This window comes from Psychrobacter sp. 5A.1 (assembly GCF_030407455.1).
Classification (GTDB): domain Bacteria; phylum Pseudomonadota; class Gammaproteobacteria; order Pseudomonadales; family Moraxellaceae; genus Psychrobacter.
Genome location: NZ_JASDDJ010000015.1, coordinates 22,991 through 48,809 on the forward strand (window position 1 = coordinate 22,991; position 25,819 = coordinate 48,809).

Below are 25,819 nucleotides of genomic sequence, written 5' to 3' on the forward strand. Positions count from 1 at the left end.
AGATTGATGTGAGGGGTTGGGTTGCGCCCAAAAGCCGTTAAAATAAATACAGAAAACAATAAAAGGAATTATAGGGTGAAAAAGTTTACCGTAGCAGCTTTATTAGGCGCAATAGCGGTTACCACTAGCGCCCAAGCCGAAGTCTATCACTGGCAAGATGAGCTATGCGATAACCGAGGCGAGTTTGATAATACAAAGTATAGCGCTAAGCAAATCGAAAACTCACATTTTGTCTTCGACCATTTAAATAGCTCAAATCTAAATAGCTTTTTTCCACCGATGGATATTAATGACTTAGATACGCTATCTATGACCGACCTAGAAACACTGACTGAAGAGTATAAACAAGTTAAGCATAATGTTGAACGACTGGACGTGGTACCCGAAGCACAGCGCTACAAGCAACAGCTCATTAAGTCTATTGATGGGGAGTATAAACACAATAAGCTAACTATTTTGGCTTATTTAGAACCCATACAAGCTATGCGGCAGAGTCCATTGATGTGCAAGCAATACATCGAACCCTTTTTTCGTAACGAAACCGCCGTACAGGATAAATGGCAGCAGCTGGTTGAAAAACGCGCGTTAACAAATAGCTATGCCATGTCCCGTTATCAAGATGAGAAAGCCAGTAATCCTGCCAAGTATGCCAAAATTGACTTGATTACCTTTGGCTTTGGCAATTGCGTCAATGATCAGGTCTATCATGCCGACTCCGAAAAAACCTATATCTATCGGCAACAACTGAATAAAATAGTGTTTGGTGAGAGTTTGACCAAGGTTTGTGCTGAGCCTTAGTTTGCGTAGGCTGCGGCTTTAGCCCAGCAGTCAGGTTTTTTGCTAGGCTAAAGCCTAGTAGAGTGCATGTCATGCACCCACAAGATATAGGCTAAAAGTAAGATGAATCCTAATCAACAACTTAGTCAAAATTAAATACCGTATTGACGAGGCTTATCTAAAAGTTCGGTGCTTAAAAACCCTCTACACCAATAAACTAATAATAAGAACCATGCCATGACTCAAACTAGCACTGCTACTAACGCACACAACGTCACTTACGAATCTGTCTTCCAAGCCGATATCGTCCGCCAAATGCAAACGCAAGGCTGGCAAGTAGGTTATGCCAGCGGCTATACGGCTGAGACTGCATTATATGAGCAAGACGTGCTCGACTTTGTGCAGACCACCCAGCCGCAGGAATGGGAGAAGTTCTGCCGCACTTTTCCTGTCGACTCTGAGCGCCACTTTATCACCGCATTGGTAAAGCAGCTTAATAAGGCTGACGCGCACGCCACCGATAGAGCCTCGCGCACCTATGGCACATTGGGCGTACTGCGTCATGGTCTAAAGATTCGTAACGCACGCTTCTCACTTTGTCAGTTTAAGCCTGAGCATAGCTTGAACCCTGAAACCATGGCACGCTATGAAGCCAATATCTGCCGCGTCGTACCTGAAGTAGTGTATAGCCCTTATACCAGTCTTAAAGACGGCGCTGACGCTAATAGCAAGGTCGCTAAGCGTAATCGTATCGATATCGTGCTATTCGTCAATGGCTTGCCTGTCACCACGATGGAGCTAAAGTCTGAGTTTAAACAAGCGGTACAAAACGCCATTACTCAGTATAAGAAGACACGCCTGCCAAAAGATCCTGATACTAAGAAACCTGAGCCGCTACTGACGTTTAAGCGTGGCGCACTGGTTCACTTCGCGGTCAGTCAGTATGAAGTCTATATGACCACGAAGCTGGCAGGTGACAGTACCTACTTCTTACCTTTTAACAAAGGTACCAGCGAGGGCGGTGCGGGTAATGACGTGCCAGCCGATAGCAGCCGCTATGCCACCGATTACCTATGGAATGAAGTGCTCACGCCTGATAACTTGCTGGCCATCCTCGGTCACTTTATGCACTTGCAGATAGACGAGGAAGAAGACGCGATTGGCCGCAAGTCTAAAAAAGAAACCATGATGTTCCCACGCTATCATCAGTGGGATGTGGTGACCAAGTTGGTTAATGCCGCTGTGTCTGAAGGCGCTGGTCAAAAGTACCTTATTCAACACAGTGCAGGCTCAGGAAAGTCTAACTCTATTGCATGGACGGCTCATCAGCTATCTACCTTATACAACAGCGACGGCGATAAGCAGTTTGACTCGGTCATTGTCATCACCGACCGTACCGTGCTTGATGACCAACTACAGGACACCATTTATCAGTTTGAACATGCCGATGGCGTAGTTGGTAAAATCAACCGTAAAGAAAGTGACGGCTCAAAGTCTGAGCAGCTTGCCGAAGCACTGGTAAAATCGCAGCCCATTATTATCGTCACTATTCAAACCTTCCCCTTTGTACTCAAAGCGATTGAAGATTCTAGCGTTTTAAAATCACGCCGCTATGCCATTATTGCCGATGAAGCACACTCTTCACAGACAGGCTCTACCGCACGCCAGCTCAAAGAAGTGCTGGTCTCAGGCGATATAGAGAGTAATACAGATGATGATAAGCCGCTCTCTAGTGAGGATGTTTTAGACGCCACGCTTGCCGCACGCCGTAGCAGTCCCAACCTCAGCTACTATGCCTTTACCGCCACACCTAAGCCAAAAACCATCGAGCTGTTTGGACGCTTACCTAATCCTGACTTGCCAGCTGCTAGCGATAACCTGCCAGCTGCTTATCACGTCTATTCTATGCGCCAAGCGATAGAGGAAGGCTTTATCTTAGATGTGCTAAAGAACTACACCAACTATAAAGTGGTCTATCAGCTTAAGCAAAAGATGGCCGCTGCTGATGATGAGGTCGATGCTCGCCGCGCCAAGATTAAGCTTAATAGCTGGGTGAGACTGCATGAGCATAATATCGCGCAGAAAGTTAAGATCATTATTGAGCACTTTAACGACAACATCAAAGGCTTACTCGGCGGGCAAGCCAAAGCGATGGTGGTGACAGGTTCGCGTAAAGAAGCGGTACGTTACAAAATCGCTTTTGATAACTATATTGCTGAGCATGGCTATCATCGTATCAATGCGATGGTCGCGTTCTCAGGGGAGGTCACCTTTAATGACAATGACCCTGATAGCGGCGCATTACTTGGCGAGAAGTTCACCGAGCACAATATGAATATCGGGTTAAAAGGCCGTGATATGCGTAAAGCCTTTGACAGCGATGACTATCAAGTGATGCTAGTGGCTAACAAGTTCCAGACAGGCTTTGACCAACCTAAGCTGTGCGCCATGTACGTGGATAAGAAACTCACAGGTGTGGACTGCGTACAGACCCTCTCACGGCTGAACCGTACTTATAAAGGTAAAGCAGAGAGCGGTACGTTTGTGCTCGACTTCTTTAATGATCCTTACGATATTTTAGAGGCCTTTCAACCATACTATGAGACTGCAACCTTAGCGGATGTGTCTGACCCTGATCAGGTGTTTGACCTTTATGAGAAGTTGCGTGCCAGCGGTATCTTCTTGTGGCATGAGGTAGAACAATTTGTTGAGGCCTTCTATAGTAAGAACAAATCTAATGCTGCCATCAGTAATATCTGCAAGCCAGCGGTCGAGCGTTGGCAGAAGCGCTACAGCCAAGCACGTGAACAAGCTAAGTACGCCAAAGACATGCTTGAGCGTACCAAAGCAACGGGCGACGTGGTACTGATGACCAATGCCGAGAATGACTACAAAGGTTTTAAAGCCGATCAAGATGCGCTGGAAATCTTTAAAAAGGACTTAGGCACCTTTACCCGTCAGTATGAGTTTATGTCGCAGATTGTGGACTATGACGACAAAGAGTTAGAGAAATTAAGCCTATACGCGCGTAACCTACAGCCGATGCTACGTGAAAGCGTGGACAATGAAGATGATATCGATCTAACCAACATCGTCATGAGTCATTACCGTGTCTCAAAGCTGCACCAGCAAGATCTAAAGCTACAAGAGGGCAGTGGTGAGCTGGAAGCTGGCGGCGGCGCTGGTACGGCCAAACCTAAAGATAAAGAAGAAGAGCTGTTATCAAAAGTCATTAACCGGTTAAATGAGGTGTTCGCTGGCGAGGACTTTACCGATAAAGACATGATTAACTTTCAGAATACCATTTGGGATAAGGTCACAGAAAACGAGATCGTGGTAAAGCAGTTCACTAATAACAGTACCGACCAGATTATGCTGGGTGGCTATCCCGATGCGGCTATGGATGCGTTATTTGAAAGCCAAGAAGCCTATGAAGGTATGACCATGCACCTATTGTCTAATCCTGATCAGTTTAAGAAATTTATTCGTTTGATGCTTGATACGAAGTTGGGTAATGAGGTTTCAGGATAGGCTATACAGAGAATAAAAGGTAACAAGGGTGGTATCGGTCTAGATAGATATCACTCTTTCTTTGCTTCCTCTTGATTCCTTTTTTCTCCTCTGATTCCGCTCTACCCATTATGCAATAAGAGATTGCCGTGATTCCAATATTTCAAAAAATACGTTTTTTGATTCCAAATCTTCTTAATTCCATGGTTTTGATTCCAGTTCTATTGTAGATTGAATCGTCCAGACTTTATCAGAGATAGATTTACTTGAGTCGGTTATTTGGTGGTGTTCTAAAAAGTATGCTGGTGATAAAAGTCAATAAGAAATCTATGCTAAGTTCTCTGATTCTATAGGGCTTTCAAGGCTTCAAAAATTGTTCAAATTTTAATCAGCATACTTTTTGACACACCACCGGTTATTTTATTAGTGTACAGAATAGATAAACATCAGAACCTTCTATAACTATGATGGATCATATCTTATGGTCATACATTTCTCAGAATGTTAAGTCTTCGGCAATCCTAGGGTGCTCCCATTGTAAGTAATATATATTTAGGTAATTAAATCCTTTTTTTCTGCTTCCTCTTGCTTCCATACTCCTCCTTTGATTCCGCTGTATCTATTGCATATTAAGCGATTGCTGTGATCCCAATATTCCAAAAAATTCACTTCTTGCTTCCTAAATTTCTTGCTTCCACGGTTTTGCTTCCTGATTTATGGGGTCAGAGATAGTAAATAAAGACTGTTAAGAGGGGTAATCCAAGTTTGGATTAGGGTCTGATTGTCAATAAGCTTTTATGCTGATAAATATATTGCTCTCAAGAGAAAAGGCAGACGATACACGCCTACCTTTGATTATTTTTGCTGTACTTGAGTTTTTTGCACGGGACAAGCGGGACAGACGGGACAGCCCCCGTACTTATTAGTTTTCAGCCGTCCCGTTATCGTTTTTTGCAAAGGGACAAGCGGGACAGAAAAGCTAAAACGTAAAATCCTGTCCCGTTCGTCCCGTTACGGTTTCTAGCAATGGGACAGCGCAATCCCTTGCTGCATATAGTCTGTCCCGTTTGTCCCGCCTGTCCTGCCCTTTTCCAGAGGGTCATAAGAAAGTATGTTAGCAGTAACTGCATAAACAGATGGACGTTGCCTGTCACTAAATAAAGTATCAGGCAATTTGTAGGTTTTACGGTCACGTTGATTGAGTAGCAACAAGTTGGCTTCCTCTAACACTTGTAAGACTTTCTTTTTGCTAAAAGGCGCACATACGCTATCAAAAGTTTCTTGAGAAAAATAATAATCCCCTTTTTCCATATTACGATAGCCCACACGGTTGAAGGTTTTTTCCTCAAAGTCTAAGCGCGTGTTTCTGTGGCAAGGTTGAAAGCGACTACTTCCATGCTGTTCAATAAACACCTTGATATGCTCTATGATTTGGCGCTGCTCATGTTCACCATCACGCCCGTAGTTATCGAGCCAGTTATCTAAGCATGTCATTACGGCTGTGGTTGCTTGTCCTGTTTGCCAGCCTGTTATACCTGCCAGTGTTGCCATCTCTCCAGCTGCCGCTACAATAGCGAACCTTCTAGCCACTCTATGCGCTTGCGGTGCAAGGTCGCTATACTTGCTCATAAAGTCATCTACAAGCTGCTTAGCGGTGGCGGTGGTCGCTGCTTTGTCAGTGGTGATATGTTCTAGCCACGCTATGCCAGCTGATCCATAGTAAGCTTGTGATAGCTCATTGATCTTGTCGGCTTGCGCTGCGCCCGTGTCTGCCAGTACCAAACTATCAAACATTCTTAAATCATTGCCAGCACCAGCGTCAGCATCTATATGTGCCATTCGAACTTCAATACCTGCATTGGTTTTTTGTCCTGCTTCTATCATTTGTTGCTTTATCGTCTTTTCACCAGTTGATAAAAAGATAATGCGCCATGTTTTGGCTATGCGGTTATGTCCTGTGGTGGTACTTCTGCCTTTGCCTGTACCATTACCTAACATGTAAACGACTTTACCTACTATTTTGGGATCACATTCGCTGATCTCATCAAGCGGTAAAAAGCTGTCGTTATACTCACTTGCTGTGCCCTCTAAGGCGTTGTCAGTGCTGCGCCATGTCTTAGTGTAGCTTTCAGGCTTGCCCCATACACTAGACGCTACTTTAAGCGACAACGACTTACCCATAGTGCTTGAGCCTATAATATGAAAACCGCCCCCATCACTGCCTAATAGCTCCAGTAATTGACCTGCAAACGCACAAGCAATAGAGAACACAAAACGGCTTTGTTCTGCCAGTGGTTTGCATAACTCATCACGCCACTGTGCTAGCTCTCCTTTCTGATCTAGTGTGCTATTAATGCTGTTTGCAGACTGATAGACGATAAGCTGCTTACCATCACCGCCTATAGTTCTATCAGGTAATATATATTGCTCACCATGCCAGCCTAGTTTATCCACGCATAACGCCCGTTTGTGAATAGGGTAGTTTTGAATATAGGTATCTAAGTAGCTGCGCTGTTTGGGATTGGTGGTAATGTTCAAGCCTTGACTAGCCAGCTCTTTGCGGTACTCCCTTGCATCACCTTGCAGTAGTGCTAACGGCATTGACCATGTATGCATTACGCTGTCATCATCACGCCATTGCAATAACCGCCCCCATGTAGTGCTGCCTGTGTCCCGTGTCTTAGCGATAACCTCTATCGGTGAACAAACAAACGCCTTAGACTTGAAAGTAATGTTTGCTGGATCATCATCGTTATACTTCACTAAAAACAGTCCATCGTGATAAAGCTCAAAACGTCCATCACTGTAGGTCATCGGTTCATTCAGCTGGGGATCATCACGCCATTCAGGATAATAAGCAGTGTCTTGTAAATTAACTAGCTGGGTGTCATCAGCTGCCAGTATCGCTTCGTAGCTGTCATTTTGTAGCATGGTGACGATATGAGCCACTGTGACCAATGCTTGCGCCTTTACACCTGCCAATAGGTTTATTAAGCCCTTGTCATCAAGCGTCATAGGTACAGTAACCTGTGATCCGCTGCTCCAGTGCTGCACCATCTTTTTAAGGCATTGCTTTGTCTTGTGAGGGCTGACAATGATTGTCTTATCACTGCTCATTAGATAGCTGTAAACATCAATACCATCATCTAAATCATTAAAGGCTATCACCTCATTGGCTTTGTTTGGCTCACCAATGACGATAGCGCCATAGCCTGTAGGATCAATGACAATAGGTTTTGCTTTGCTGTTTGGCGTGTAGAACACTGCGCCTACTGTATCGCCTTGTTTGTCGGTCAAACGTAAGGCAATCGTGCCAGCGGTGGGTTCAGTTTTGCCAGTCTCATCCCCATGATGTATAGTAGTACTGTCTGTAACAGATAGCAGCCGTTCAGGTTCTAGCATGTCATAGAGTTTAATTAACAAGGGATCGCCTGCCAGCTGCTCCCTTGTGCTTGGTTTATAGCCTTGCAAGATAGTATCAGCACCCGTGTTCACAGCACGGGCTTTTTCTTGGCTATTAGTTTGTTTTGAAGTAGTCATAACTTATACCTCACTACTTTTAGTAGTATTATGACTTTCTAACCACTGATTGATATCAGACAAACGCCACAAGCTGGCACGTCCGATTTTAATGGGTGCTGGAAATTTGCCCTCATTGATTAGATGGTAGATGTGCTTAGCGCTAAAACCAGTAATACCGCGTTTAGCGGATTTGGCTGTGACAGTGCGCTGTTGTCCTGAACGATTAATATAAGTCTTGGCTTTACGCTCAGGTTGATTGGCAAGGTCTGTCATTCTTAAATATTGATCGACTAAGGTCATAATAATTCACTCCATAGCGGTTAAAGGAATGGGCGGTAATGCCCTGCTATGAGGTGATATTAAGTGATGGTAGTGGGGTTACTGCAAAGGGTAACCCTTTAAATAATGGGTAACGGTCATGGTTTACCCTTTGGGGTTACTGTTATCTAAGTCCTTTATATTTAACTCTTTAATGATTTTTAAGTTTTCAATATCACTTTTCTGTTTATTAATTTGAGGATTAGTTATTTTACTTAATCTACTTATTAAAGCTCCGCCATGAATAGCTTTATCTAATCCTATCTTTTCAGCAATAATATTAAAGCGTTGAGAGTGGTCTGTTATATGTCGGTTGCTTATCTCATTTAAGATATAGCTCTTTTCCCATATTAAAATTGCTAGATGAAGCTCGGGCGGATAGTTGTATTGGTTCATTGCTTGCCAGTCATACAAGTGTTTATCATTTGGTATATCTGCATCCGCTATAAGTTCGTTAATTTTAACTTCCGACTGCTCAACCTGTTCTGTGAGTCTGTCTATCTCACTTTTTTGCCCTTTAAAAACTTCTTTAGCATTATCTAATCTATTAATAAGTTTTTTGTTTTCCTGCTCAAGTTCTAAATTATTGGTATTCCCTATTTTATTTAACTCTGCTGTTTCTGCCCTAGTAGTGAGCTGGTCAATAGTAATTTTTGCATCTGCTAGCTGCTCAATAAGATCAGCTAAACTTTCGTTCCTGTTACTTAAATAATTTTCTTTTTCGACCTCTGTTTCCTGCGCACGCAATAATTCAGATTTCTTAAAATAAAGGTGTGAGTTATTTTTTTTAAATTCATCTAAAACGTATTTTTCATCAGTATGCATATCAATTGCATTATTAAAAAATAATAAATACGCTGGGCTATCAGTATAAGACGGTATTACATAATTGCCGCGCTCTTGACAGTAGATGTCACTAAACCCTGTGAACGGGTCAAGGTGCAATAAATAGTGAGCTGTAGCTCTTATAGTACTATTATGTTCTTTCGCTAGTTGCTCTAAATATTCAGGTGCTTTTATATAGCCTCTGTCTTGTTGGTTTTGTAAGTCGTCAAAAAAACCCATAATGCGCACCCTCACACCCTTAAAGAAAAATAGGAGCAAGGCGCTGACAGCTAAGGGTGCGGTGGCTGTCGTTCGGGTAATTAGTCCTAGCCTTGCAATCGGTTATGATAGCGATTGACGATATCAATATCGGCTTGCCAGCCCAATGCTGACGATAATCAGTAAAGCGGTGTTATTAAATGCTGTTGTTAAAGCTGCTCGGCAAGTTTGGCTAGTACCTCTTGCGATACCCCTTGTGCCCGTAAGCTCTTAATCAGTATGTCTTTATCATGCAGCGCTATATCGGTGGCTTGCTCACTTCTACTATCCATTTCTTTAGCCAGTTCATCAGGAGTCAGTAAATCAAAGCTGATCGCCTTGCCAGCACGTAGGTCATCAAGATAGTTTGCCCATCGGTACATCATCATTTGGCGCTCAGCTAGATGCTCTGATAAGTCGTAGCGCCTTCTTACGCTCGATTGCTCTAAGTGGGCAAGTTGTATCTCTATGAGGCTTTCAGAGAATTGCAGCTCATACAGTCCTGTGCTGGCAAGCTGCCTAAAGCCGTGGCCTGTCATCTTAGGGTAGGGAGCACCTGTATAGCCCATGCGTTGGAGTGCCTGATTAAACCATGCTTCACTATAGGGTTTGTTTGATTCAAAGTTATAGAACACATAGCCTGTCTCCTCTGTTAAAGGACGCATACGCTCAATGATAGCCATTGCTTGCGGTGATAGCGGAATAATATGATCTTGGCGCATTTTCATCTTATGCGCTGGAATACGCCATACGCTTTTATGATAATCAATCTCTGACCATTCAAAGTGCCTTAGCTCTTTGGTACGCACAAAGCACAGCGTCATCAGCTGTAAACCTGCTACGGTCTGCTCATGAGCGTTTGGGTGATTATTAATATATTGGTCAATATTGCGAAGTAGGTCGGGGAATTGGTGCTGCTCTACCGCTTTCATACGTTCGGCTTTATGCGGTCTGAGTGCCTTGTTACGTCCAATGGCGATATTGGTAATATCATAGCCTAGCGTATTAATAGCATACTCAAAGATGGCGCTAATCAACCCCATGCACTTATGCGCGGTCTCTGAGGTGTGTTTGCCTTGCTGCTCAAAAGTGGCTTGAATGGAAAGCCCTGTCTTAATAATATCTTGCGCGGTGATGGAACCAATAGGGTAGTCACCTAGATGTTTTAGGATGTGGTTGTCTAAGAACCCTTGCAACTTTTGCACGTTCTTTGCAGTGGTCTTGGATTTTTCATCGAGATATCTTTTAGCAATGACTTTAAATAAGTCCTTTTGCTCAAAGTTGTTGTTCTTCTTAACGCTTTTGTGTTCGGTGGGATCGATACCATCAGCCAATAATGCTTTTGCCTTATCACGCTCGTTACGTGCTTGCTTTAGCGATACTTGCGGCTTGAATGATGAATCGATCACTTGCTTTGATGATTTATAGATACCAATTTGGTAGGTTTTTTGTTTGGGCTTAATATCTTTATCCGATTGATAGCGGTAAGCCATTTGCCAAAATAATGAACCGTTAGGATGTTGTATTAGAGATAGACTATTACCATCACTGTGACGGGTTACTTTGTCAGGTGTTGACTGCTTAGCTATGGACTTCACACCGTTGTCAGTTAATCGATAATCTTTTCTCATAATCAGGGCAGCCATAAAAGATGTTAAATGTTTTAACAACAAATTTAACAACATTCTATAGGTGCTACTAGGTAATGACAAGTAATATTGAAAGACTTGATATGATACTATCAAAGGGTTGTAGAGGTTTTAGGTAATGCTGGGGAAGGGTAAAATACGATGATTGGTGCGCTCGGCGGGAATCGAACCCACGACCCTCGGCTTCGGAGGTCGTGGGCCTACAATTTATAGTTACATTTATTTACAAAGTAATTATCCTATCAAAGATAAAGAGTCTACATATTGGGCGTAATCAAGGTGAGCATAGCGCATTGTTGAATCAATATCCCCATGCCCTAACAAATCCTTAATCGTATAAATACCGACACCTTTTTGTATTAACCAGCTTGCGTAAGTGTGCCGTAAATCATACATAGTACAATTCACACCAGCCCTTTTTTTACATAGTTGAAAACCTTTCGAGAAACTTTTAAACCGCTGCCCCGTTCTGGGGTTAGTAAAAACATATCTTCCCTTGGCTTGTGTTTGTCTCTCCAATAGCAACGAATAAGACGTGTTATTCAGATATTTGTACATTGTGCGTTTACTTTTGGAATAGAAATTCCTAACGACAAACTGATGTTTATCAAGATGAACATTAGACCATTCAAGGGTTAAAAGCTCGATAGGACGGCAACCAGTCATAGTAAGCAGAATAATAAAGTCATGCAAATCATAGTTTTGTGTGTGTAAAGCAGAAAGCAATAATCGGTCATATTGGTCACGGCTAAGATAATTAGCGATGTAATCATCTTCGACAAACTTCACTTTCTCAAACGGGTTATTTAATACTATTTCATAGTCATCAATAACCCGATTGATCGCAGCACGAGCAAAAGACAATTCACGGTTAATGGTGGCATTGGAGACAGTGACACGCCTAAACTGTGCGTACTGTTTGACGTGTTTTTTTCGTATATCGGAGAGATTGAAGGTATCAAAGAAAAGCAAATTATCAGAGCGGTACTGATACTTGTTTTTTGTGAGGTGGTAGTTTTGGTAATACTCAATAACTTGTGATAATTTGTGAAACATTGTGGATTCCTAATAGGCAAAATTGCCAATTAGGAGCCTGTAACAAAGCGGTCATTGGGTTCAATATACTCAACATTCATACCATTATCTTGATTAGAAAAGGGGTTGTCTGTTATGCCTTCATTGTCATTCAAATGGGAGACCTGTTTTGCTTGCCGTGACTTTGGTATAAGGGCTGGGGATTCATTCATCATATAGCAAAGGCTATCCGATATAAGAAGAGGTTCTCCGTAGGTATTGTAAGCGACGCAAGAGCTAGACGACGCAATTATCATTGCTGGTCTAACGTCTTCATGTTCAGCCATTATTGCGATATGTTTTGGTAAATATTTTGCTTTTAGTTCTTCAAGCTCAAAGCGTATATTGTTTATTTCTTCTAACTGTTGTTGGTTCTGTGCCTTCATTTGTTCTAATTGTTCTGTGGTTTGTTCTTGATCTTCTTCTTTGTCAGGTGCAAACATAGAATCCTTGCCAACGTACCAAAGCGCAAAAATCAATAAAGGTATGATGATTAGAAAAGGGATCAGCTTTGCTGGTATCTTAAATTTAATCTTACTATGTGCAGATGCAGACTGATAAGCGTCTTGGTATTTTTTCTTAAAGAAGAACTTTTCGGTTTCAAAAGCGTCAGTAATAGCCGACTTTGTGCGAGGTGAAAGCTGGAAATCGTCCCATTTATAGACCCAAGCGAATTTAGAACCGTGGACGCGCTTCACATGGAAGTGTTGTTGTGTCAAACCTCTAATGTGAGTGTGAATATAATTGGGAAACTGAGTAATTAGTTTTATGTCATGACCAATGTGACCATGCTCATTCAAAGAGATAGTGGTGGGATTTTTGGATAAAGTACCAGAAACTTCTTTAACCCATTCGATTTTGTGACATTCATCAAAATAGAAGATAGAACCAGCAGGAGGACACCAATAGCCGTCGGGAACTTCTTCAGGGGCGGTCAGGTAATCACCAAACCAAATAGGGCGGTCAGTTGGTATTGGTTTAACGTCAGGTAGTTTAGTGGGCGTATCAGGGGCATTAATACCAGCAATATCAGCAAAGATTGGTCGTGTTTCTTTGCCTTCCTTTTCTAATTTATCGTTATCTTTTATATCGTCAAAGATAAGCTTCAAGGCATATTGGCTTTTGCCGTTTCGCGGTTGTCCTGTTATTACGTCAATTGCCATAATGATTTATTACGCCTTCGGTCAGGCGCTCCTTTAGTCGCTTCTTCCCTTGGCGTTTTATATTTTTGCCAGTAGGGTACGCATAGACACGATAAATGCACGTATAGACATAGCACCAATGACAATGCTTATTGCATGGTCTATATGGGCGATTCCGATCAAATAAGACAGGTCAGCAGGTAATCCGCCAATCTGTGCTAGACCAGCATTAATATATTTATCAAAGAAAAATTGCACAATGGCATAGCTACCAATACCAACACCCAAATAAAATAGGGCTTTAAATATTAAGTATTTAGTGAACCAACCAAGTATTAAAATAATAACAGCAGGCATATTAATCACCAGACCTTAAAATAATCATCGCACCTTGGAAATAAGCGAGAGCCAAAAAGATAGGGGCAAGGTAACCGAGATAAGTACACATTGGAGTCATAGGAATAGAGAAAGTAGCACCCATAACAGTGAAAGACTTGTCAGCAGGACATTGACGAGATGCGTTAATGATATTATTACTAATATCAAAACCTTTTATCGCAGCCCACGGATCAAATTCGCTTTGTTCAACTTCTGGTAGATTTAGGTCAGGATCACCAGCCTCATTGGTGGGAAGTAAGAGCCGTTTTATATCTTCTAATAATGATGTTTGCTCATCTTGGCGGTCTGTTATTTCGGAAAGGTCTTTGTTTATTAGTTCATCAATTTTTTCTTTTAGTTCTGTGTCATCGTATTTGTTATCAATGATTGACTGATTCAATTCATCGAGTTTTAAAAGTAGTTCAGTTAAATCCAATTCTATGTTTGCAACGTCTACAGTCCAATCCTTATCTATTAGCTGTTGGAGCTTTGCTTCAATGGCTGATGTGTCAAAGTCAGGTTTATTATCTTGTATGGTTGTAATGATATTTTCTATGCTTTCATTAATGGTGGTTAAGTTATTGTTAACATTGCTTATATTGTTATTGACGTTGTTGATGCTGGTATTTACGTTATTAATATTATTATTGGTTGTATTCATTGTGGTGACTATATTTTCAGTCAAAGAAATAATGCGGTTATCATTGTTAATTTGGGTATTGGTAAGATTAACTAGTTGCTGGAGAGAGCCACAGCAATCACAAACAGGTTCACCATTTTCGTCACATTCTTGAATTGTAGGGTCGCAATCTTCGGGCATGTCATCTTTTACACAGTTACCGCCTAACATCTTATAGCCAGCAGGACATTGCCAAATACAGGCATCACCGTCTTTAGAATAACCAGCAGGACATTTTAGCTCGGTAACACAAGAAGTACCGTTCCAAACTTGACCAACAGGACAAGAAGGGGGTTCTTCACAAACATAAGTACCACCATAATTACCATCTGGATGAGCATCAGCGGATACTGAACAGGAAAAAGAAATAACGCCATCAGAATGAGAAAGATTAAAAATACTTAAAGAATCACTACGAAGTTTACAATGCTCAAATTCAACAGCATCAAGACTATCAAAAGAGCGACCACGAATGGAATAAGAACATTGGTCAGACCAAGAACCACCAGCACCACCACCACCAGTTGAACCACCATTCCCACCAAAACCACTGTCATTATCCCAAGAGCCACCAGCACCACCAGCAGCATGAGCAGAGACATTAAAAAAGAAAGAAATAGCAATCAGAATGAAGGCTGTAATATAGAATAGTTTTTTCATACTTTAGCCAACATAATACGGACGGCAGTGACGAGAGTCCAAACGACAAGCCAATTGATGATATGTGATTCAGACATAACGCCCCCTATTTACTTTGTTCAATCGACTAGCCGTAGCTAATCGACTGTGCAAAATAAGCAGGTACTAGCGTACTACTCGACGTAGTAGGCCGATGCCAGCAATCACCACCAATACACCCAAAATGGCAATACCGATTGTTTCGACATTGGCAGTTTGTGCGCTGATAGCCGTGACAGTTTCTGTCATGTCCATTGCAGCGTGTGCGCCACTGGTGGCAACACCAAAGGTTAACGCAGCAGCTAAAGCAGCCATACCGCCTTTCTTTTTGTTCTTAACAAGAACAAGACCGTTTACAGTGTTTTGAGACATGGTTACTACTCCTTTTTTACCCGAACGGATTGTTCGAGTTTTTAATTAAGCGCCCCAATTCCCCGATTGCCCAGCCAGTAACAAGGACTAGGATAATTGCGGCACTGATTTTCCCTGCTTGTGCAGGTGTGATAGCTAATGCATCTAATACATTCGTTTGGATCGCCCAATTAACACAGGTGTTATTTTGCAATTCAACGCATACATAAGATTCATTAGCCATTTCGGTTTAAGCCTTTTGTGTGTTTGGTTTAACATCAATAACAACGAGCTTGGAATTATTACCAGTGGTCTGATTTTCCCAAGTCACTTCACCCACAAATTCTTTGGTGATGTTGTGAGTACGCATAAAATCATGATAATTATCTGACGTACCCCAGTTGTATTGAATAGACGGATTGCCCCAGCCTTCGGCATCACTTGAAAACTGAGTTTCAATATAGACTTTGGTAGAGTCATAAGGGCGACCAGTATCTTCAATAACGCCTTTACTAGGCTTCATGGCTTTAATGACTGATTGTGTTTTAAATTGCATAGATAGATTCCTTTAGTACGTTTTCATAAGGTGAACTTTCAATCATTGGAGCACCGAAAGGAGTCCAATGCGGAGCGCGGAAAATCATTTTTTCAAACAAGCGTAAACGCTTAGGGTAATAATCGGTTTTTTCAGTGATAAGCATTTCTAGTATTTCGCTGTCATCTTGGTATATGTCGCGGAATACTTTCATGTAACGCCCAAACTGGTGTTTAACAACCTGTACAGACTTGTGAAAGCTGATGGTCATGGTTTTTTTGATTGTCTCTATACGTGTAGGGCAAAAATTTTCTTTGTCGGTGGCGTATTGTGCAATCTCTGTCATATAGGGATACGTACCAGCAAAATACTCGCTGGGGTGTAGCAATATATCTAAAGGAATAATGCGAGACTTGTTACCAAGCTCAACTTCATGGCGAAACCAAGGTGATTCAGGATTGCCGAGCTGCTTACCCTTTTCATAACCTCTGTATAGCTTGCCATTGGAACGGCTGCCAACTTGGAGAGTACGACCGCGACCTTCATGACGTTTCCAGTCGCCTAACTGTTGAACTTTAGGTAACTTATTTGTAAGGGCAAAACCACCGTTTGTGTCTGATTCATCGGCTAATTCGGCAGAGCTGTAAAGACCTTCTATATCATCGTGTGCAAGGTCACAGCGTGATATTTTTGGATCTATAACCTTAGGGTTACCATCGGAATCTATTGCAGTGAGCCACTGATATAAGCCAAACTCCCACCACGTTTCAGCGACGTGAGTACCTTCACCGTAAATCATGATTAAGATGCTAGGATTATCAGCGTTAAAATTATGAATACCGATCAAGCCCAAAGGCATAGAAGGGTCACCAATGCGAAAGGTGTAATGATAACGGTTACGGCTTACGCCTGTGTCATGTATGTCGGCAAAGTCATCACCCATGATTACCCTAAGAACGTTACCTATGTGATAGGCGGTTTCGGTTGCTAGCTTGCGCTTTTTGTCGTTGTCTAAATCTGGGTTAATCATGTTCTGGTGTAGCTGTGTATCGAATGTGCTTGGGTGTACTACAAGGTTAAGAGCATCAATAACGGCTATTTCTCCGTTTACAGGGATACGAAGGGATACTTCTTGGGGTTTGCCATTTTTGCCCATGACAACTGTTGTTGTATGTTGCGAGATTTGACGAACACCGTCTAAAGTCGTAGTTTTGTGCATTTGCATAATCCGTTACCCCCGTGTTACTACTTGGGGGTTTCGCTCCCCCGAAAATTATCGTTCTATTGACCTTTACCGAAAGATACGCGCATTAGGTCGTTTTCTTCTTGTACCAAGTTTGCGTAAATACCAATGGCGTTCTTTGTTCCAATGTCAAAAGATTTTGAACGAGCTATTTCGATCAACTCAAAAAGTGCTACTTCTTCGGCTTGGGCAATGTTGCCGTCAGAAATTAAATTACCTGCTGACTCATTTAAGGACATGGCGACAAAGACAAGAGCTGCTTGCTGGAACTGTTTTTCAGTTTCATAAAATGCGTATGTCATAAGAAAAGCCTTCAAAATTTAGCCTAAGTACAGCCCAATAGAGTTCAAGAAATGAAATAGATTGGGCGTGGGCTGTGGGTCAGTCATTAACTTTAAATAACTAAAAAGCCAGTTATCTAAAGTTAATAACTCGACCATCTGTGAATGATGGTGAGTTATTGATTAAATTATTCAATTAATGAAAAAGCGTAAAAAGCCACATAAACAGGAAAGAGAACGCAAGCAGCAATTGATATAACTAAAAATATAATGCCGAAAGCGTTAACAGACCAAAGCAAAAACATATCAATCACTCCGAAATTGGCTTGCAATATTTGCTATCTATTTGAAGCATTTCAGGGCAGTGAATTGCTTCAAACTCTGCATTATTTTTAGTTTCTTTAGAATCAAAGTGGTCAATGAAAGGAAGGCTAAGAATAAGAAAAAGCATAAGACCAAAAATAAGATTAATGGGATTCATGACAATTACTCCGCTGTTTCATCAGGTAAAAATACAACCTCAGAGCGCAAAGGATCATCAATAGTATGTTGCGTATAAACACGAATAAAGATGCCCCCATCCACATCGTCATTGCTACTTAAAGCAGTATCGGAAGTTTCTGGAGGACAGGGGCAAAGGGTTAAGACTTCGACAGGACTATCAGAGATAGGCTGGAAGGACTCAGAAAGGCTTTTATATAATTGATACATAGTAAACACTCCAGAATAGTGTAGAATTAATTTAACGAAAATACGATAAATCTTCGTTATGAAGATAATATTTTAATTATTAAGATTTAGCAAGCAAAGGAGAACGTCATGAAACTAGAAATGCTAGTTGCAAGAGCAAAATTTTATGAAAAAACGCAGAAAGCAATAGCTGAAAAGCTGGAAATATCAGAAAGCAAATTTAGCGATTGGAAAAAAGGAAGGACAAAGCCAACGCCTTTTGAAATATACCGGATAGCAGAACTGGCAAGGCTTGAGCCTGAAATTGCGTTTTATGAAGTGATGGCAGAAATTGATAAAGAGAATGCAGATTATTGGTGCGCTCGGCGGGAATCGAACCCACGACCCTCGGCTTCGGAGACCGATACTCTATCCAACTGAGCTACGAGCGCATATGATAACAATATACTGTCTATGATAAATACCATGCTTAGGTACGCATAATGACCAGCATAAGGTGTCAAAAAATAAAGACCGCCTAGTCTAACAAATAAAAACCATAAAGCCAATAAATGACAGCCATGATTGATGTTTTTTAAGAAAAAACAGACAAGTCATTAAACAAGCATGGCAATTTACCTGCCTTTTCCCTTATAATGTTAGGGAGAATTCATATTTATAATCACCGATTGCAAGTGCGCTGGCATGCGGGATGGCTGTTTGCTATTGAGGACTTAGAGGTCGTCAAAGGAGGACAGACAGAATGTCCGAGCCATGCTAGCCTTTGTATACGTAATAAGAGAACGTGACGAATGAGAAAAGTAGTTATGTTATCGGCAGCTGCCATTCTAGGAATCGCTAGTATCGCGGTGAGCCAAGCTGAAAGTGTTGTAGACACACCTGTAACAGTATCTGACGTCGCAGAAGGCCAAGAGGTCGTAGAGAACGCACCTCAAAAGCTAGGCGATGATACCCAAGCTGCAGCAGATACGACAGATGGTGCTGCTCCAGTAGAGGGCGAAGAAGCAACCGCTGCTGTAGCGCCTGCCGCGGACGAAGAGCCAATTCCAAAAGATACGCCGCAAGTAGAAAAGCTGATTGCATTGTATCCGAACCTGATTGCTCGTATTCAGCCAGTTGCCAATGTGTGCTTTGAAGACGATGAAGTTTGTGATGTGACGGCACGTTCATCTGGCCCATCGGCTGGTGATGGTCCTCGCGATGGTAAAGCGGTATACAATGCTGTGTGTCAAACTTGTCACTCAGCTGGCTTACTTGGGTCTCCTATTTTTGGTGACGCTGGTGCTTGGGGTCCACGTATAGCAAAAGGTAAAGATACACTTTATACCCATGCTATTAATGGTTTCAATGCAATGCCTGCTAAAGGTGGTGCAGATATCCCTGATGAAGAAGTTCAAAATGCCGTAGATTATATGGTTGAAGCTGCAAGCTAATCTTTATCCCGTGTTTTGCTAAGCTTTTACGGTAGTTATCTATAAAGCGCCTATTTCAGTGATGAGATAGGCGCTTTTTTCATCATAAATATTATCAATATGAGACTTCAGTTGCATTGCAGTTGAAATCCGTCAACAGTAGCCTCATTTTATGACATTACAACATCTCTTCTAGCCATTCGTCGTCTCAAAATATTTTTACATACATTTATAACAAACAAAGAGGTCTTCATGTCAGAAGTACCAGCACTTACGATAAAAAACTTATCCAAGACTTATGACAATGGGTTTTCGGCTCTAAAAGGGGTTGATTTAACCGTACCACAAGGTGGTTTTTTTGCGTTACTTGGTCCAAATGGGGCAGGTAAATCCACCATGATTGGTATCATCAGTTCGCTGTTTAAACCAACCACGGGCAGTGTACATATTTTTGGTAATGATTTATTAGAAAACCCTTCGATTGCTAAGCAATACCTTGGGATTGTGCCACAAGAATTTAATTTTAATATGTTCGAAAAAGTCGAAGATATTTTGATTACCCAAGCGGGATATTTTGGTATTTCTGCCAAAGAAGCTAAACCACGAGCAAAACGACTACTGACAGCGCTTGGTCTATGGGATAAGCGTGATAGTAAATCGCGTGAGCTATCAGGTGGTATGAAACGCCGTTTGATGATTGCCCGTGCATTGATTCATAAACCAAAATTATTGATTTTGGATGAGCCAACGGCTGGGGTCGATATTGAGCTACGTCGCTCTATGTGGGAGTTCATGCAGCAGATTAATATCGAAGAAAAGACCACTATTATTCTGACGACTCACTATCTCGAAGAGGCTGAGCAACTGTGTAAGCGCATTGCTATCTTGGATCATGGTGAGATTCGTATCAATACAGAAATGAAAGATTTGTTGGCGCAGCTGTCCGTTGAGACGTTTGTCTTTGATTTGGAAGTACCGTTTACCAGTCAATTGGTGTTGACAGGGGTGACAGGGACATCCCAACCAGATGATCAGACGCTTGAGGTGACGCTCACAGAAGGTGAGTCTTTGAACAGCGTCTTTGCGCAGTTGTCAGAGCAAGGCGTCACGGTAGGAAGTATGCGTAACAAAGCGAATCGATTAGAAGAGTTGTTTATGCGCTTGGTAGACAAAAATATTCAAAGTGAAGACAGCATGAAGGAGGCGGGATTGTGAGTCAAGAAATGATAGATCCTAATAAAACCATGTCATGGAGCAAAAAGTGGATTGCTTTTCGCACCATATTGTTAAAAGAAGTTCGCCGAATTTTGCGTATTTGGCCACAGACATTGCTGCCACCAGTCATCACCATGAGTCTTTATTTTGTCATCTTTGGTAAAATGATTGGCTCGCGTGTGGGTGAGATGGGCGGGGTGCCATACATGCAGTTTATCGTGCCTGGCCTCATTATGATGTCGATTATCACCAACAGTTATTCAAATGTTGTCTCAAGCTTCTTTAGTGCTAAATTCACCTCTAGTATTGAGGAGTTGCTCGTTTCACCCGTATCCAAACATGCGATTCTGATGGGGTATATCAGCGGTGGTATCTTTCGTGGACTGGCCATTGGTGTCATCGTCTCAATAGTCGCGCTGTTTTTTACCGACTTGGGCATTGAGCATATATTTGTGACGATATTTACAGTGCTTGGCACGTCTATCTTATTTTCGCTTGGTGGCTTTATCAATGCTGTTTTTGCTCGCTCATTTGATGATATCTCTATCATTCCAAGCTTTGTATTGACGCCGCTTACCTATCTTGGTGGTGTGTTTTATTCGATGGAAAATCTGTCACCATTTTGGCAAAATATCTCATTATTGAACCCCATTGTTTATATGGTCAATTCATTCCGTTACGGTATTCTTGGCTACTCTGATGTCAATGTTTGGTATTCGATGGCGGCTATTTTTGTATTCTGTGCGGTATTTTATACCATTGCTTATCGCTTACTCAGTAATGGCTCACGTGTGCGCTTATAGTCAAAATTGTTATAAATAAACAAACCGTTTTACTATCAAAGCCTGACATTGTTGGGCTTTTTTATGGCAAAAGTTTAGCGATATGTTTGGGTAATAATACTTAGATAGTAATTTGGGCATTGGCATATTGCTATAGTCAGAGGTTAGTTTTTTAGTGAGCAGGTTATTAGCTAAATTGGTCATCAGCTGACCAGTTATTACTGTAAAATAACCCCTTTATGATTTGAATATATTCTATAGCTTAGAAGGTAATTTATGAGTATCCACGGTATTTTAGGTGAGCAAACCACTGATTATCCAACTGAGTATAGCCCAGAGACGCTATATTCTATCGCTCGAAGCATGGGACGTGATGCGATTGGCTGGCAAGATGATAAGTTAACGGTTGGCGTTGATTGGTGGCAGGCATTTGAGATATCTTGGTTGAATACGCAAGGTATTTCGCAAGTGGCTATCGCGCGCTTTGCGATTCCCGCTAGCTCAGCATTTATCGTTGAGTCAAAGTCGCTTAAGCTATATTTAAACAGTATCAATTTTACCGAATTTGCCATTTGGGCAGAGGTGCAAGCGCTGATTGCCAAAGACTTATCAGCCTGCGTACAAGCGGAAGTCACTGTTGAGCTATTTGGCTTAGATGATGAGCAAGGCAATGAGCAGTCGGGATTATTAATTGCACAGCCTGAAGGGATTTGTATTGATGATGCCTTGGCAAACAGCAGTGAGAAAATTGCATTGTGTGAGCATCCTGATGCGTCATTGCTACATGATAATAGAGCAGAAACGAGTAGCGAGAGCGTGATAAGTGGCAGCACTCAACCTTATACTTTTTATTCTAATTTGCTGCGTAGTAACTGTCCGGTGACCAATCAGCCAGATTGGGGAACGTTGGCCGTATCGATTACGACGGATAAGCCCGTTAATGCGGCTAATATATTGCGCTATATTTTAAGTTTCCGTCAGCATAATGGTTTTCATGAGCAATGTGTCGAGCAGATATTTGCTGATTTGAGTCGATATTATGAGCCAAGCGCCTTGATGGTTCGCGCATGGTACACGCGCCGAGGCGGTATCGATATCAATCCTTGCCGTGTCAGTGATATAACTCTCCTGCCACAGCCAAGCCGTTTAATTCGACAGTAGGCTAAGAGTGCTGTGTCTTTAGAGTTTTCTCAATTATTAAAAAAAAGCGCCTATCTCATTCAATGAAATAGGCGCTTTTTATGGCACAGTTTTTAAGATTAAAACTATTTACCGCTTACTTTTGCCATGACTTCTTCACGGCTTAGCATTTGCTTTTCTGCTTCACGGCGATTGACGTATTCGTACTTGCCTTCAGCCAAGTTACGGTCTGAAACCACGATACGATGTGGAATACCAATCAATTCGAGATCAGCAAACTTAACGCCTGGACGTTCATTACGATCATCTAGCAACACGTTAATGCCTTGCGCTTTTAATTCTTCATACAACGCTGTGGCAGTCTGCATGACGGTCTCTTCTTTTGACTTCATCGGTATGATAGCGACTTCAAAAGGAGCGATTGAATCATTAACCGTTGGCGTCTTCGGCCACATGATACCGTTTTCATCATTATTCTGCTCGATAGCAGCAGCGATGATACGGCTTACACCAATACCGTAGCAACCCATCATTAGCGTGACGGGTTTGCCATCTTCACCAGAAACGCGGCAATTCATGGCTTGCGAGTATTTATCACCCAACTGGAAGATGTGACCGACTTCGATACCACGTTTGATTTTCAGCGTGCCTTTACCGTCAGGAGATGGATCGCCTTCTTGCACGTTGCGAACATCGACGATGCGAGTAATACGTATATCACGTGCCCAGTTCATACCGATGGTATGTTTGTTCACTTCATTGGCACCGCAGACAAAGTCTGACAACGTAGCTGCTGAACGATCGACAAAGACAGGCATGTCTAGGTCAACACCGATGTAACCTTTGTGCAAACCAGCTGCTTTTAGCTCTTCATCAGAGGCTAGCGTCAGTGGTACATTGGCTTCTTCGATTTTTTCAGCTTTAATGGTATTGAGCTGATGATCACCGCGCAACACGATAGCTATCAGTTGTGGCTCATCGTCTTCAGTATGACCGTGGACGATTAAGGTTTTGACTGTGGTTTCTAACGGCACATCTAGGTGCTCAGCTACCATTTTACAGCTGGTCATATCTTCTGTTAAGACGTCTTCGCGCTCCATTTTTGGCGGTTGACGCTCTGCAGTGCTTACCGATTCAGCCAGCTCAACGTTGGCCGCATAATCAGAAGAATCTGAGAACGCGATATCGTCTTCACCACTGTCTGCCAATACATGGAACTCATGAGAAGCAAAACCACCGATAGAACCTGTATCCGCTTGTACTGCACGGAAATCCAAACCCAAACGGGTAAAGATGCGCGTATAAGCGTCATACATATCATGGTACGTTTTGGCCAATGAGGCTTGATCCACATGGAATGAATAAGCATCTTTCATCGTAAATTCACGTGCGCGCATCACACCAAAGCGTGGACGAATCTCATCACGGAATTTGTTTTGAATTTGAAAGAAAGTAATCGGTAGCTGTTTATAACTACGTAGCTCACCTTGGGCAAGATTGGTGATGACTTCTTCATGCGTTGGACCAAGCACAAAATCACGATCATGACGGTCTTTGAAACGCAAAAGCTCAGGACCATAATCGTCAAAACGACCGGTCGTTTGCCAGAGTTCGGCAGGCTGAGTCATCGGCATGAGCACTTCTTGGGCACCAACTTCTTGCATCTCTTCACGAACAATACGTTCGACCTTTTGCAAGATGCGTAGCCCCATGGGCAGCCAAATATACAACCCAGAAGCAATCTTTCGGATAAGACCAGCACGCACCATCAATTGGCTTGAGGCGATGTCGGCATCACTTGGGGTTTCTTTTAGTGTGGCAAATAAAAATTGACTGGCTTTCATAAATAAAGCGTAACCTTATCAACGATAAAAAATAAGAAGAAATAGTAGGATGTTGAGCGTGTGGCTAATCGTTTCATGGCCGCCGCAAGCTTACCTTTATTACTTAGCAATAATCTAGGGTACTTCCTAGTGACTAACATTCAGCGACTAACATGCTCATATAAAAAGCATATCAGTAAAAACCACTCTTATAAAAGAGAGGCAAATTTGGATTGATGTATCAAGATGCCGAAACACAAAATATTCAGGCCAAAAGCCTGATAAATACTTTGATACTGACATTTTATTCATACAATCTGACTATGTTAGGTAAAGTTTGCCTAAGACGCAATGACTTTCTGTTTTTTAAGACCGAACATTGCATAAAGGTAGCGATGAGGTTGTTATAACTCGATTATTTACCAGTTTTGAGCCTATTTTTAGCAAATCTTGACGAATTTTTTGACTAGGGCGTGTCCTCATTTTAAAAATGGTGATAAAAATGAGATAAATTGCAGTCAAACAAGGAAAATGGCGCAGATAATATCGAGATATTAGTCAGCTATTTGACACCGTTTGGCAAGATTTAGCCATTTTTAACCCATTTAGATAACTATCGATTGAATTGAGGACACGCCCTAACAACGCATCAGTAATTATGTAGGGTATTGGTAGCTATTACTTGAAGTTACTGCACAAAAGTAGCATTTACTATTTAGAACGTGATTTTTCGTATGGTGATAAAAATAAACGACAAAACTTTGAGGATACTTAGATGAATAGCCCTGATAATCGATCTTCTGTTAATGCTAATAAGACCAATCCACAAGGCAAAAAACCCATCGCAATGATGTCGTGGGTTGTGTTGCTTATCGGTTTAATAGCTATCGTTTTTGCGATTTATAGTGTTCAAAACAGCACCAAAGAAGCGCCGATAGAAACCATCACTCGTGAAGGCGTGGTTACTCAAATCCAGCAGCTTAATCGCTTACATACAGTGGCATTCAGTGTCGATACGGTGATTACGAGCGAACGATCAGGCAGCTGGATGAAGCTGTGGCAAGATGAGCAAAAAGGATTATTTATTGCGCATGGACGTGTTGAGGCAGGGGTTGACCTGAGTGCATTGACGCCTGAGATGGTACGAGTGGTTCAACCTGTTGCTCCTGATGTAAATGATGACCAAACATCGGAAGCTAACACGATGGCATCGACCATGCCACAGATTAATATCACCTTACCACCATCAGAGATATTTTCGGTGTATTTAGACGATATTGAGATTTATGATTGGCAGACTGGTGCGTTTGGTATGATGCAAGTCGATCCAAAGATATTTGACCAAGCGCAGAGTATGGCCAAAAAAGAAGTCCTCGAACGCGCCTGCCGCGGTGATGTGATGACGATGGCTCTACAAAATGCGCAGACGCAGTTGCAGCAACTGTTTGCGCTGACAGGTGCGGTCGTTACGGTGACCACACAAGGTGCAGGTGCATGTCAGTTTCCATCGGTTACAAATGGCTAATCTACTGTTTAT

Annotated in this window: 22 protein-coding genes and 1 tRNA gene; 7 read left to right on the plus strand and 16 right to left on the minus strand. The window is 42.0% G+C overall.

The features are described from left to right. The first annotated feature begins 75 nt into the window (after positions 1-75). On the plus strand, positions 76-798 hold the full coding sequence (locus tag QL982_RS05120) for a hypothetical protein (RefSeq protein ID WP_201579079.1): 723 nt from the start codon (positions 76-78) through the stop codon (positions 796-798). 216 nt (positions 799-1,014) lie between these two features. Then, on the plus strand, positions 1,015-4,308 hold the full coding sequence (locus tag QL982_RS05125; RefSeq protein ID WP_290190198.1) for a DEAD/DEAH box helicase family protein: 3,294 nt from the start codon (positions 1,015-1,017) through the stop codon (positions 4,306-4,308). A 999-nt stretch (positions 4,309-5,307) separates the two neighbouring features. On the opposite strand, the gene QL982_RS05130 is transcribed toward QL982_RS05125, so the two are convergent. From QL982_RS05130 to QL982_RS05200, 15 genes are all read right to left on the minus strand, one after another. Then, positions 5,308-7,827 (minus strand): DUF927 domain-containing protein, encoded by a 2,520-nt coding sequence (locus QL982_RS05130; RefSeq protein WP_290190199.1) that lies wholly within the window; start codon positions 7,825-7,827, stop codon positions 5,308-5,310. A gap of 3 nt (positions 7,828-7,830) precedes the next feature. Continuing rightward, positions 7,831-8,109 (minus strand): AlpA family phage regulatory protein, encoded by a 279-nt coding sequence (locus QL982_RS05135; protein ID WP_290190200.1) that lies wholly within the window; start codon positions 8,107-8,109, stop codon positions 7,831-7,833. Positions 8,110-8,232: 123 nt separating this feature from the next. Further along, positions 8,233-9,192 carry a hypothetical protein gene (locus QL982_RS05140; protein ID WP_290190201.1) on the minus strand — a complete coding sequence of 320 codons (960 nt, stop codon included), beginning with the start codon at positions 9,190-9,192 and terminating at the stop codon, positions 8,233-8,235. 188 nt (positions 9,193-9,380) lie between these two features. Continuing rightward, entirely contained in the window at positions 9,381-10,841 is a 1,461-nt protein-coding gene (locus tag QL982_RS05145; protein ID WP_290190202.1) for a tyrosine-type recombinase/integrase, read from the minus strand. A gap of 252 nt (positions 10,842-11,093) precedes the next feature. Next, positions 11,094-11,915, minus strand: a complete 822-nt coding sequence (locus QL982_RS05150) for a site-specific integrase (protein WP_290162083.1) — start codon at positions 11,913-11,915, stop codon at positions 11,094-11,096. Between the two features lie 29 nt (positions 11,916-11,944). Further along, positions 11,945-13,096 (minus strand): zonular occludens toxin domain-containing protein, encoded by a 1,152-nt coding sequence (locus tag QL982_RS05155; protein WP_290162082.1) that lies wholly within the window; start codon positions 13,094-13,096, stop codon positions 11,945-11,947. A 57-nt stretch (positions 13,097-13,153) separates the two neighbouring features. Next, positions 13,154-13,432: a DUF2523 family protein gene (locus tag QL982_RS05160; RefSeq protein ID WP_290162080.1), complete on the minus strand. Its 279-nt coding sequence runs from the start codon at positions 13,430-13,432 to the stop codon at positions 13,154-13,156. A 1-nt stretch (position 13,433) separates the two neighbouring features. Beyond that, positions 13,434-14,792: a virulence factor TspB C-terminal domain-related protein gene (locus QL982_RS05165; protein WP_290162078.1), complete on the minus strand. Its 1,359-nt coding sequence runs from the start codon at positions 14,790-14,792 to the stop codon at positions 13,434-13,436. Positions 14,793-14,936: 144 nt separating this feature from the next. Then, on the minus strand, positions 14,937-15,182 hold the full coding sequence (locus tag QL982_RS05170; protein ID WP_290162077.1) for a major capsid protein: 246 nt from the start codon (positions 15,180-15,182) through the stop codon (positions 14,937-14,939). Positions 15,183-15,198: 16 nt separating this feature from the next. Beyond that, positions 15,199-15,405 (minus strand): hypothetical protein, encoded by a 207-nt coding sequence (locus tag QL982_RS05175; protein WP_290162076.1) that lies wholly within the window; start codon positions 15,403-15,405, stop codon positions 15,199-15,201. A 6-nt stretch (positions 15,406-15,411) separates the two neighbouring features. Then, the gene (locus QL982_RS05180; RefSeq protein ID WP_290162074.1) at positions 15,412-15,717 is read right to left on the minus strand and encodes a hypothetical protein; all 306 of its coding nucleotides are present in this window, start codon (positions 15,715-15,717) and stop codon (positions 15,412-15,414) included. After that, the gene (locus QL982_RS05185) at positions 15,707-16,915 is read right to left on the minus strand and encodes a replication initiation factor domain-containing protein (protein ID WP_290162072.1); all 1,209 of its coding nucleotides are present in this window, start codon (positions 16,913-16,915) and stop codon (positions 15,707-15,709) included. The genes QL982_RS05180 and QL982_RS05185 overlap by 11 nt, the downstream gene beginning before the upstream one ends. A gap of 62 nt (positions 16,916-16,977) precedes the next feature. After that, positions 16,978-17,241 (minus strand): hypothetical protein, encoded by a 264-nt coding sequence (locus QL982_RS05190; protein ID WP_290162071.1) that lies wholly within the window; start codon positions 17,239-17,241, stop codon positions 16,978-16,980. Positions 17,242-17,706: 465 nt separating this feature from the next. Further along, complete coding sequence (locus tag QL982_RS05195) at positions 17,707-17,931, minus strand: hypothetical protein (RefSeq protein ID WP_290162070.1); 225 nt, start codon at positions 17,929-17,931, stop codon at positions 17,707-17,709. A gap of 333 nt (positions 17,932-18,264) precedes the next feature. After that, positions 18,265-18,341, minus strand: a tRNA-Arg gene (locus QL982_RS05200). 360 nt (positions 18,342-18,701) lie between these two features. Here QL982_RS05200 and QL982_RS05205 point away from each other — a divergent pair. The 4 genes from QL982_RS05205 (at position 18,702) to queF (ending at position 22,480) form a co-directional block, all read left to right on the plus strand. Further along, complete coding sequence (locus QL982_RS05205; protein WP_290162069.1) at positions 18,702-19,343, plus strand: c-type cytochrome; 642 nt, start codon at positions 18,702-18,704, stop codon at positions 19,341-19,343. A gap of 231 nt (positions 19,344-19,574) precedes the next feature. Next, a complete protein-coding gene (locus QL982_RS05210; RefSeq protein ID WP_290162068.1) occupies positions 19,575-20,537 on the plus strand; it encodes an ABC transporter ATP-binding protein in 963 nt (320 codons plus the stop codon). 29 nt (positions 20,538-20,566) lie between these two features. After that, a complete protein-coding gene (locus QL982_RS05215) occupies positions 20,567-21,340 on the plus strand; it encodes an ABC transporter permease (protein ID WP_290162103.1) in 774 nt (257 codons plus the stop codon). Positions 21,341-21,595: 255 nt separating this feature from the next. After that, on the plus strand, positions 21,596-22,480 hold the full coding sequence (queF, locus tag QL982_RS05220) for an NADPH-dependent 7-cyano-7-deazaguanine reductase QueF (RefSeq protein WP_290162066.1): 885 nt from the start codon (positions 21,596-21,598) through the stop codon (positions 22,478-22,480). A gap of 104 nt (positions 22,481-22,584) precedes the next feature. Here queF and QL982_RS05225 read toward each other — a convergent pair whose 3' ends face one another. Beyond that, positions 22,585-24,303, minus strand: a complete 1,719-nt coding sequence (locus tag QL982_RS05225) for a proline--tRNA ligase (RefSeq protein ID WP_290162064.1) — start codon at positions 24,301-24,303, stop codon at positions 22,585-22,587. 754 nt (positions 24,304-25,057) lie between these two features. Here QL982_RS05225 and QL982_RS05230 point away from each other — a divergent pair. Beyond that, positions 25,058-25,807: a DUF4230 domain-containing protein gene (locus QL982_RS05230; protein ID WP_290162062.1), complete on the plus strand. Its 750-nt coding sequence runs from the start codon at positions 25,058-25,060 to the stop codon at positions 25,805-25,807. Positions 25,808-25,819: the final 12 nt, after the last annotated feature.

Coding starts and splice junctions, on each gene's coding strand:
- QL982_RS05125 (WP_290190198.1), top strand. CDS start 1,015: ATGACTCAAACTAGCACTGCTACTAACGCACACAACGTCACTTACGAA.
- QL982_RS05130 (WP_290190199.1), bottom strand. CDS start 7,827: ATGACTACTTCAAAACAAACTAATAGCCAAGAAAAAGCCCGTGCTGTG.
- QL982_RS05135 (WP_290190200.1), bottom strand. CDS start 8,109: ATGACCTTAGTCGATCAATATTTAAGAATGACAGACCTTGCCAATCAA.
- QL982_RS05140 (WP_290190201.1), bottom strand. CDS start 9,192: ATGGGTTTTTTTGACGACTTACAAAACCAACAAGACAGAGGCTATATA.
- QL982_RS05145 (WP_290190202.1), bottom strand. CDS start 10,841: ATGAGAAAAGATTATCGATTAACTGACAACGGTGTGAAGTCCATAGCT.
- QL982_RS05150 (WP_290162083.1), bottom strand. CDS start 11,915: ATGTTTCACAAATTATCACAAGTTATTGAGTATTACCAAAACTACCAC.
- QL982_RS05155 (WP_290162082.1), bottom strand. CDS start 13,096: ATGGCAATTGACGTAATAACAGGACAACCGCGAAACGGCAAAAGCCAA.
- QL982_RS05160 (WP_290162080.1), bottom strand. CDS start 13,432: ATGCCTGCTGTTATTATTTTAATACTTGGTTGGTTCACTAAATACTTA.
- QL982_RS05165 (WP_290162078.1), bottom strand. CDS start 14,792: ATGAAAAAACTATTCTATATTACAGCCTTCATTCTGATTGCTATTTCT.
- QL982_RS05170 (WP_290162077.1), bottom strand. CDS start 15,182: ATGTCTCAAAACACTGTAAACGGTCTTGTTCTTGTTAAGAACAAAAAG.
- QL982_RS05175 (WP_290162076.1), bottom strand. CDS start 15,405: ATGGCTAATGAATCTTATGTATGCGTTGAATTGCAAAATAACACCTGT.
- QL982_RS05180 (WP_290162074.1), bottom strand. CDS start 15,717: ATGCAATTTAAAACACAATCAGTCATTAAAGCCATGAAGCCTAGTAAA.
- QL982_RS05185 (WP_290162072.1), bottom strand. CDS start 16,915: ATGCACAAAACTACGACTTTAGACGGTGTTCGTCAAATCTCGCAACAT.
- QL982_RS05190 (WP_290162071.1), bottom strand. CDS start 17,241: ATGACATACGCATTTTATGAAACTGAAAAACAGTTCCAGCAAGCAGCT.
- QL982_RS05195 (WP_290162070.1), bottom strand. CDS start 17,931: ATGTATCAATTATATAAAAGCCTTTCTGAGTCCTTCCAGCCTATCTCT.
- QL982_RS05205 (WP_290162069.1), top strand. CDS start 18,702: ATGAGAAAAGTAGTTATGTTATCGGCAGCTGCCATTCTAGGAATCGCT.
- QL982_RS05210 (WP_290162068.1), top strand. CDS start 19,575: ATGTCAGAAGTACCAGCACTTACGATAAAAAACTTATCCAAGACTTAT.
- QL982_RS05215 (WP_290162103.1), top strand. CDS start 20,567: ATGTCATGGAGCAAAAAGTGGATTGCTTTTCGCACCATATTGTTAAAA.
- queF (WP_290162066.1), top strand. CDS start 21,596: ATGAGTATCCACGGTATTTTAGGTGAGCAAACCACTGATTATCCAACT.
- QL982_RS05225 (WP_290162064.1), bottom strand. CDS start 24,303: ATGAAAGCCAGTCAATTTTTATTTGCCACACTAAAAGAAACCCCAAGT.
- QL982_RS05230 (WP_290162062.1), top strand. CDS start 25,058: ATGAATAGCCCTGATAATCGATCTTCTGTTAATGCTAATAAGACCAAT.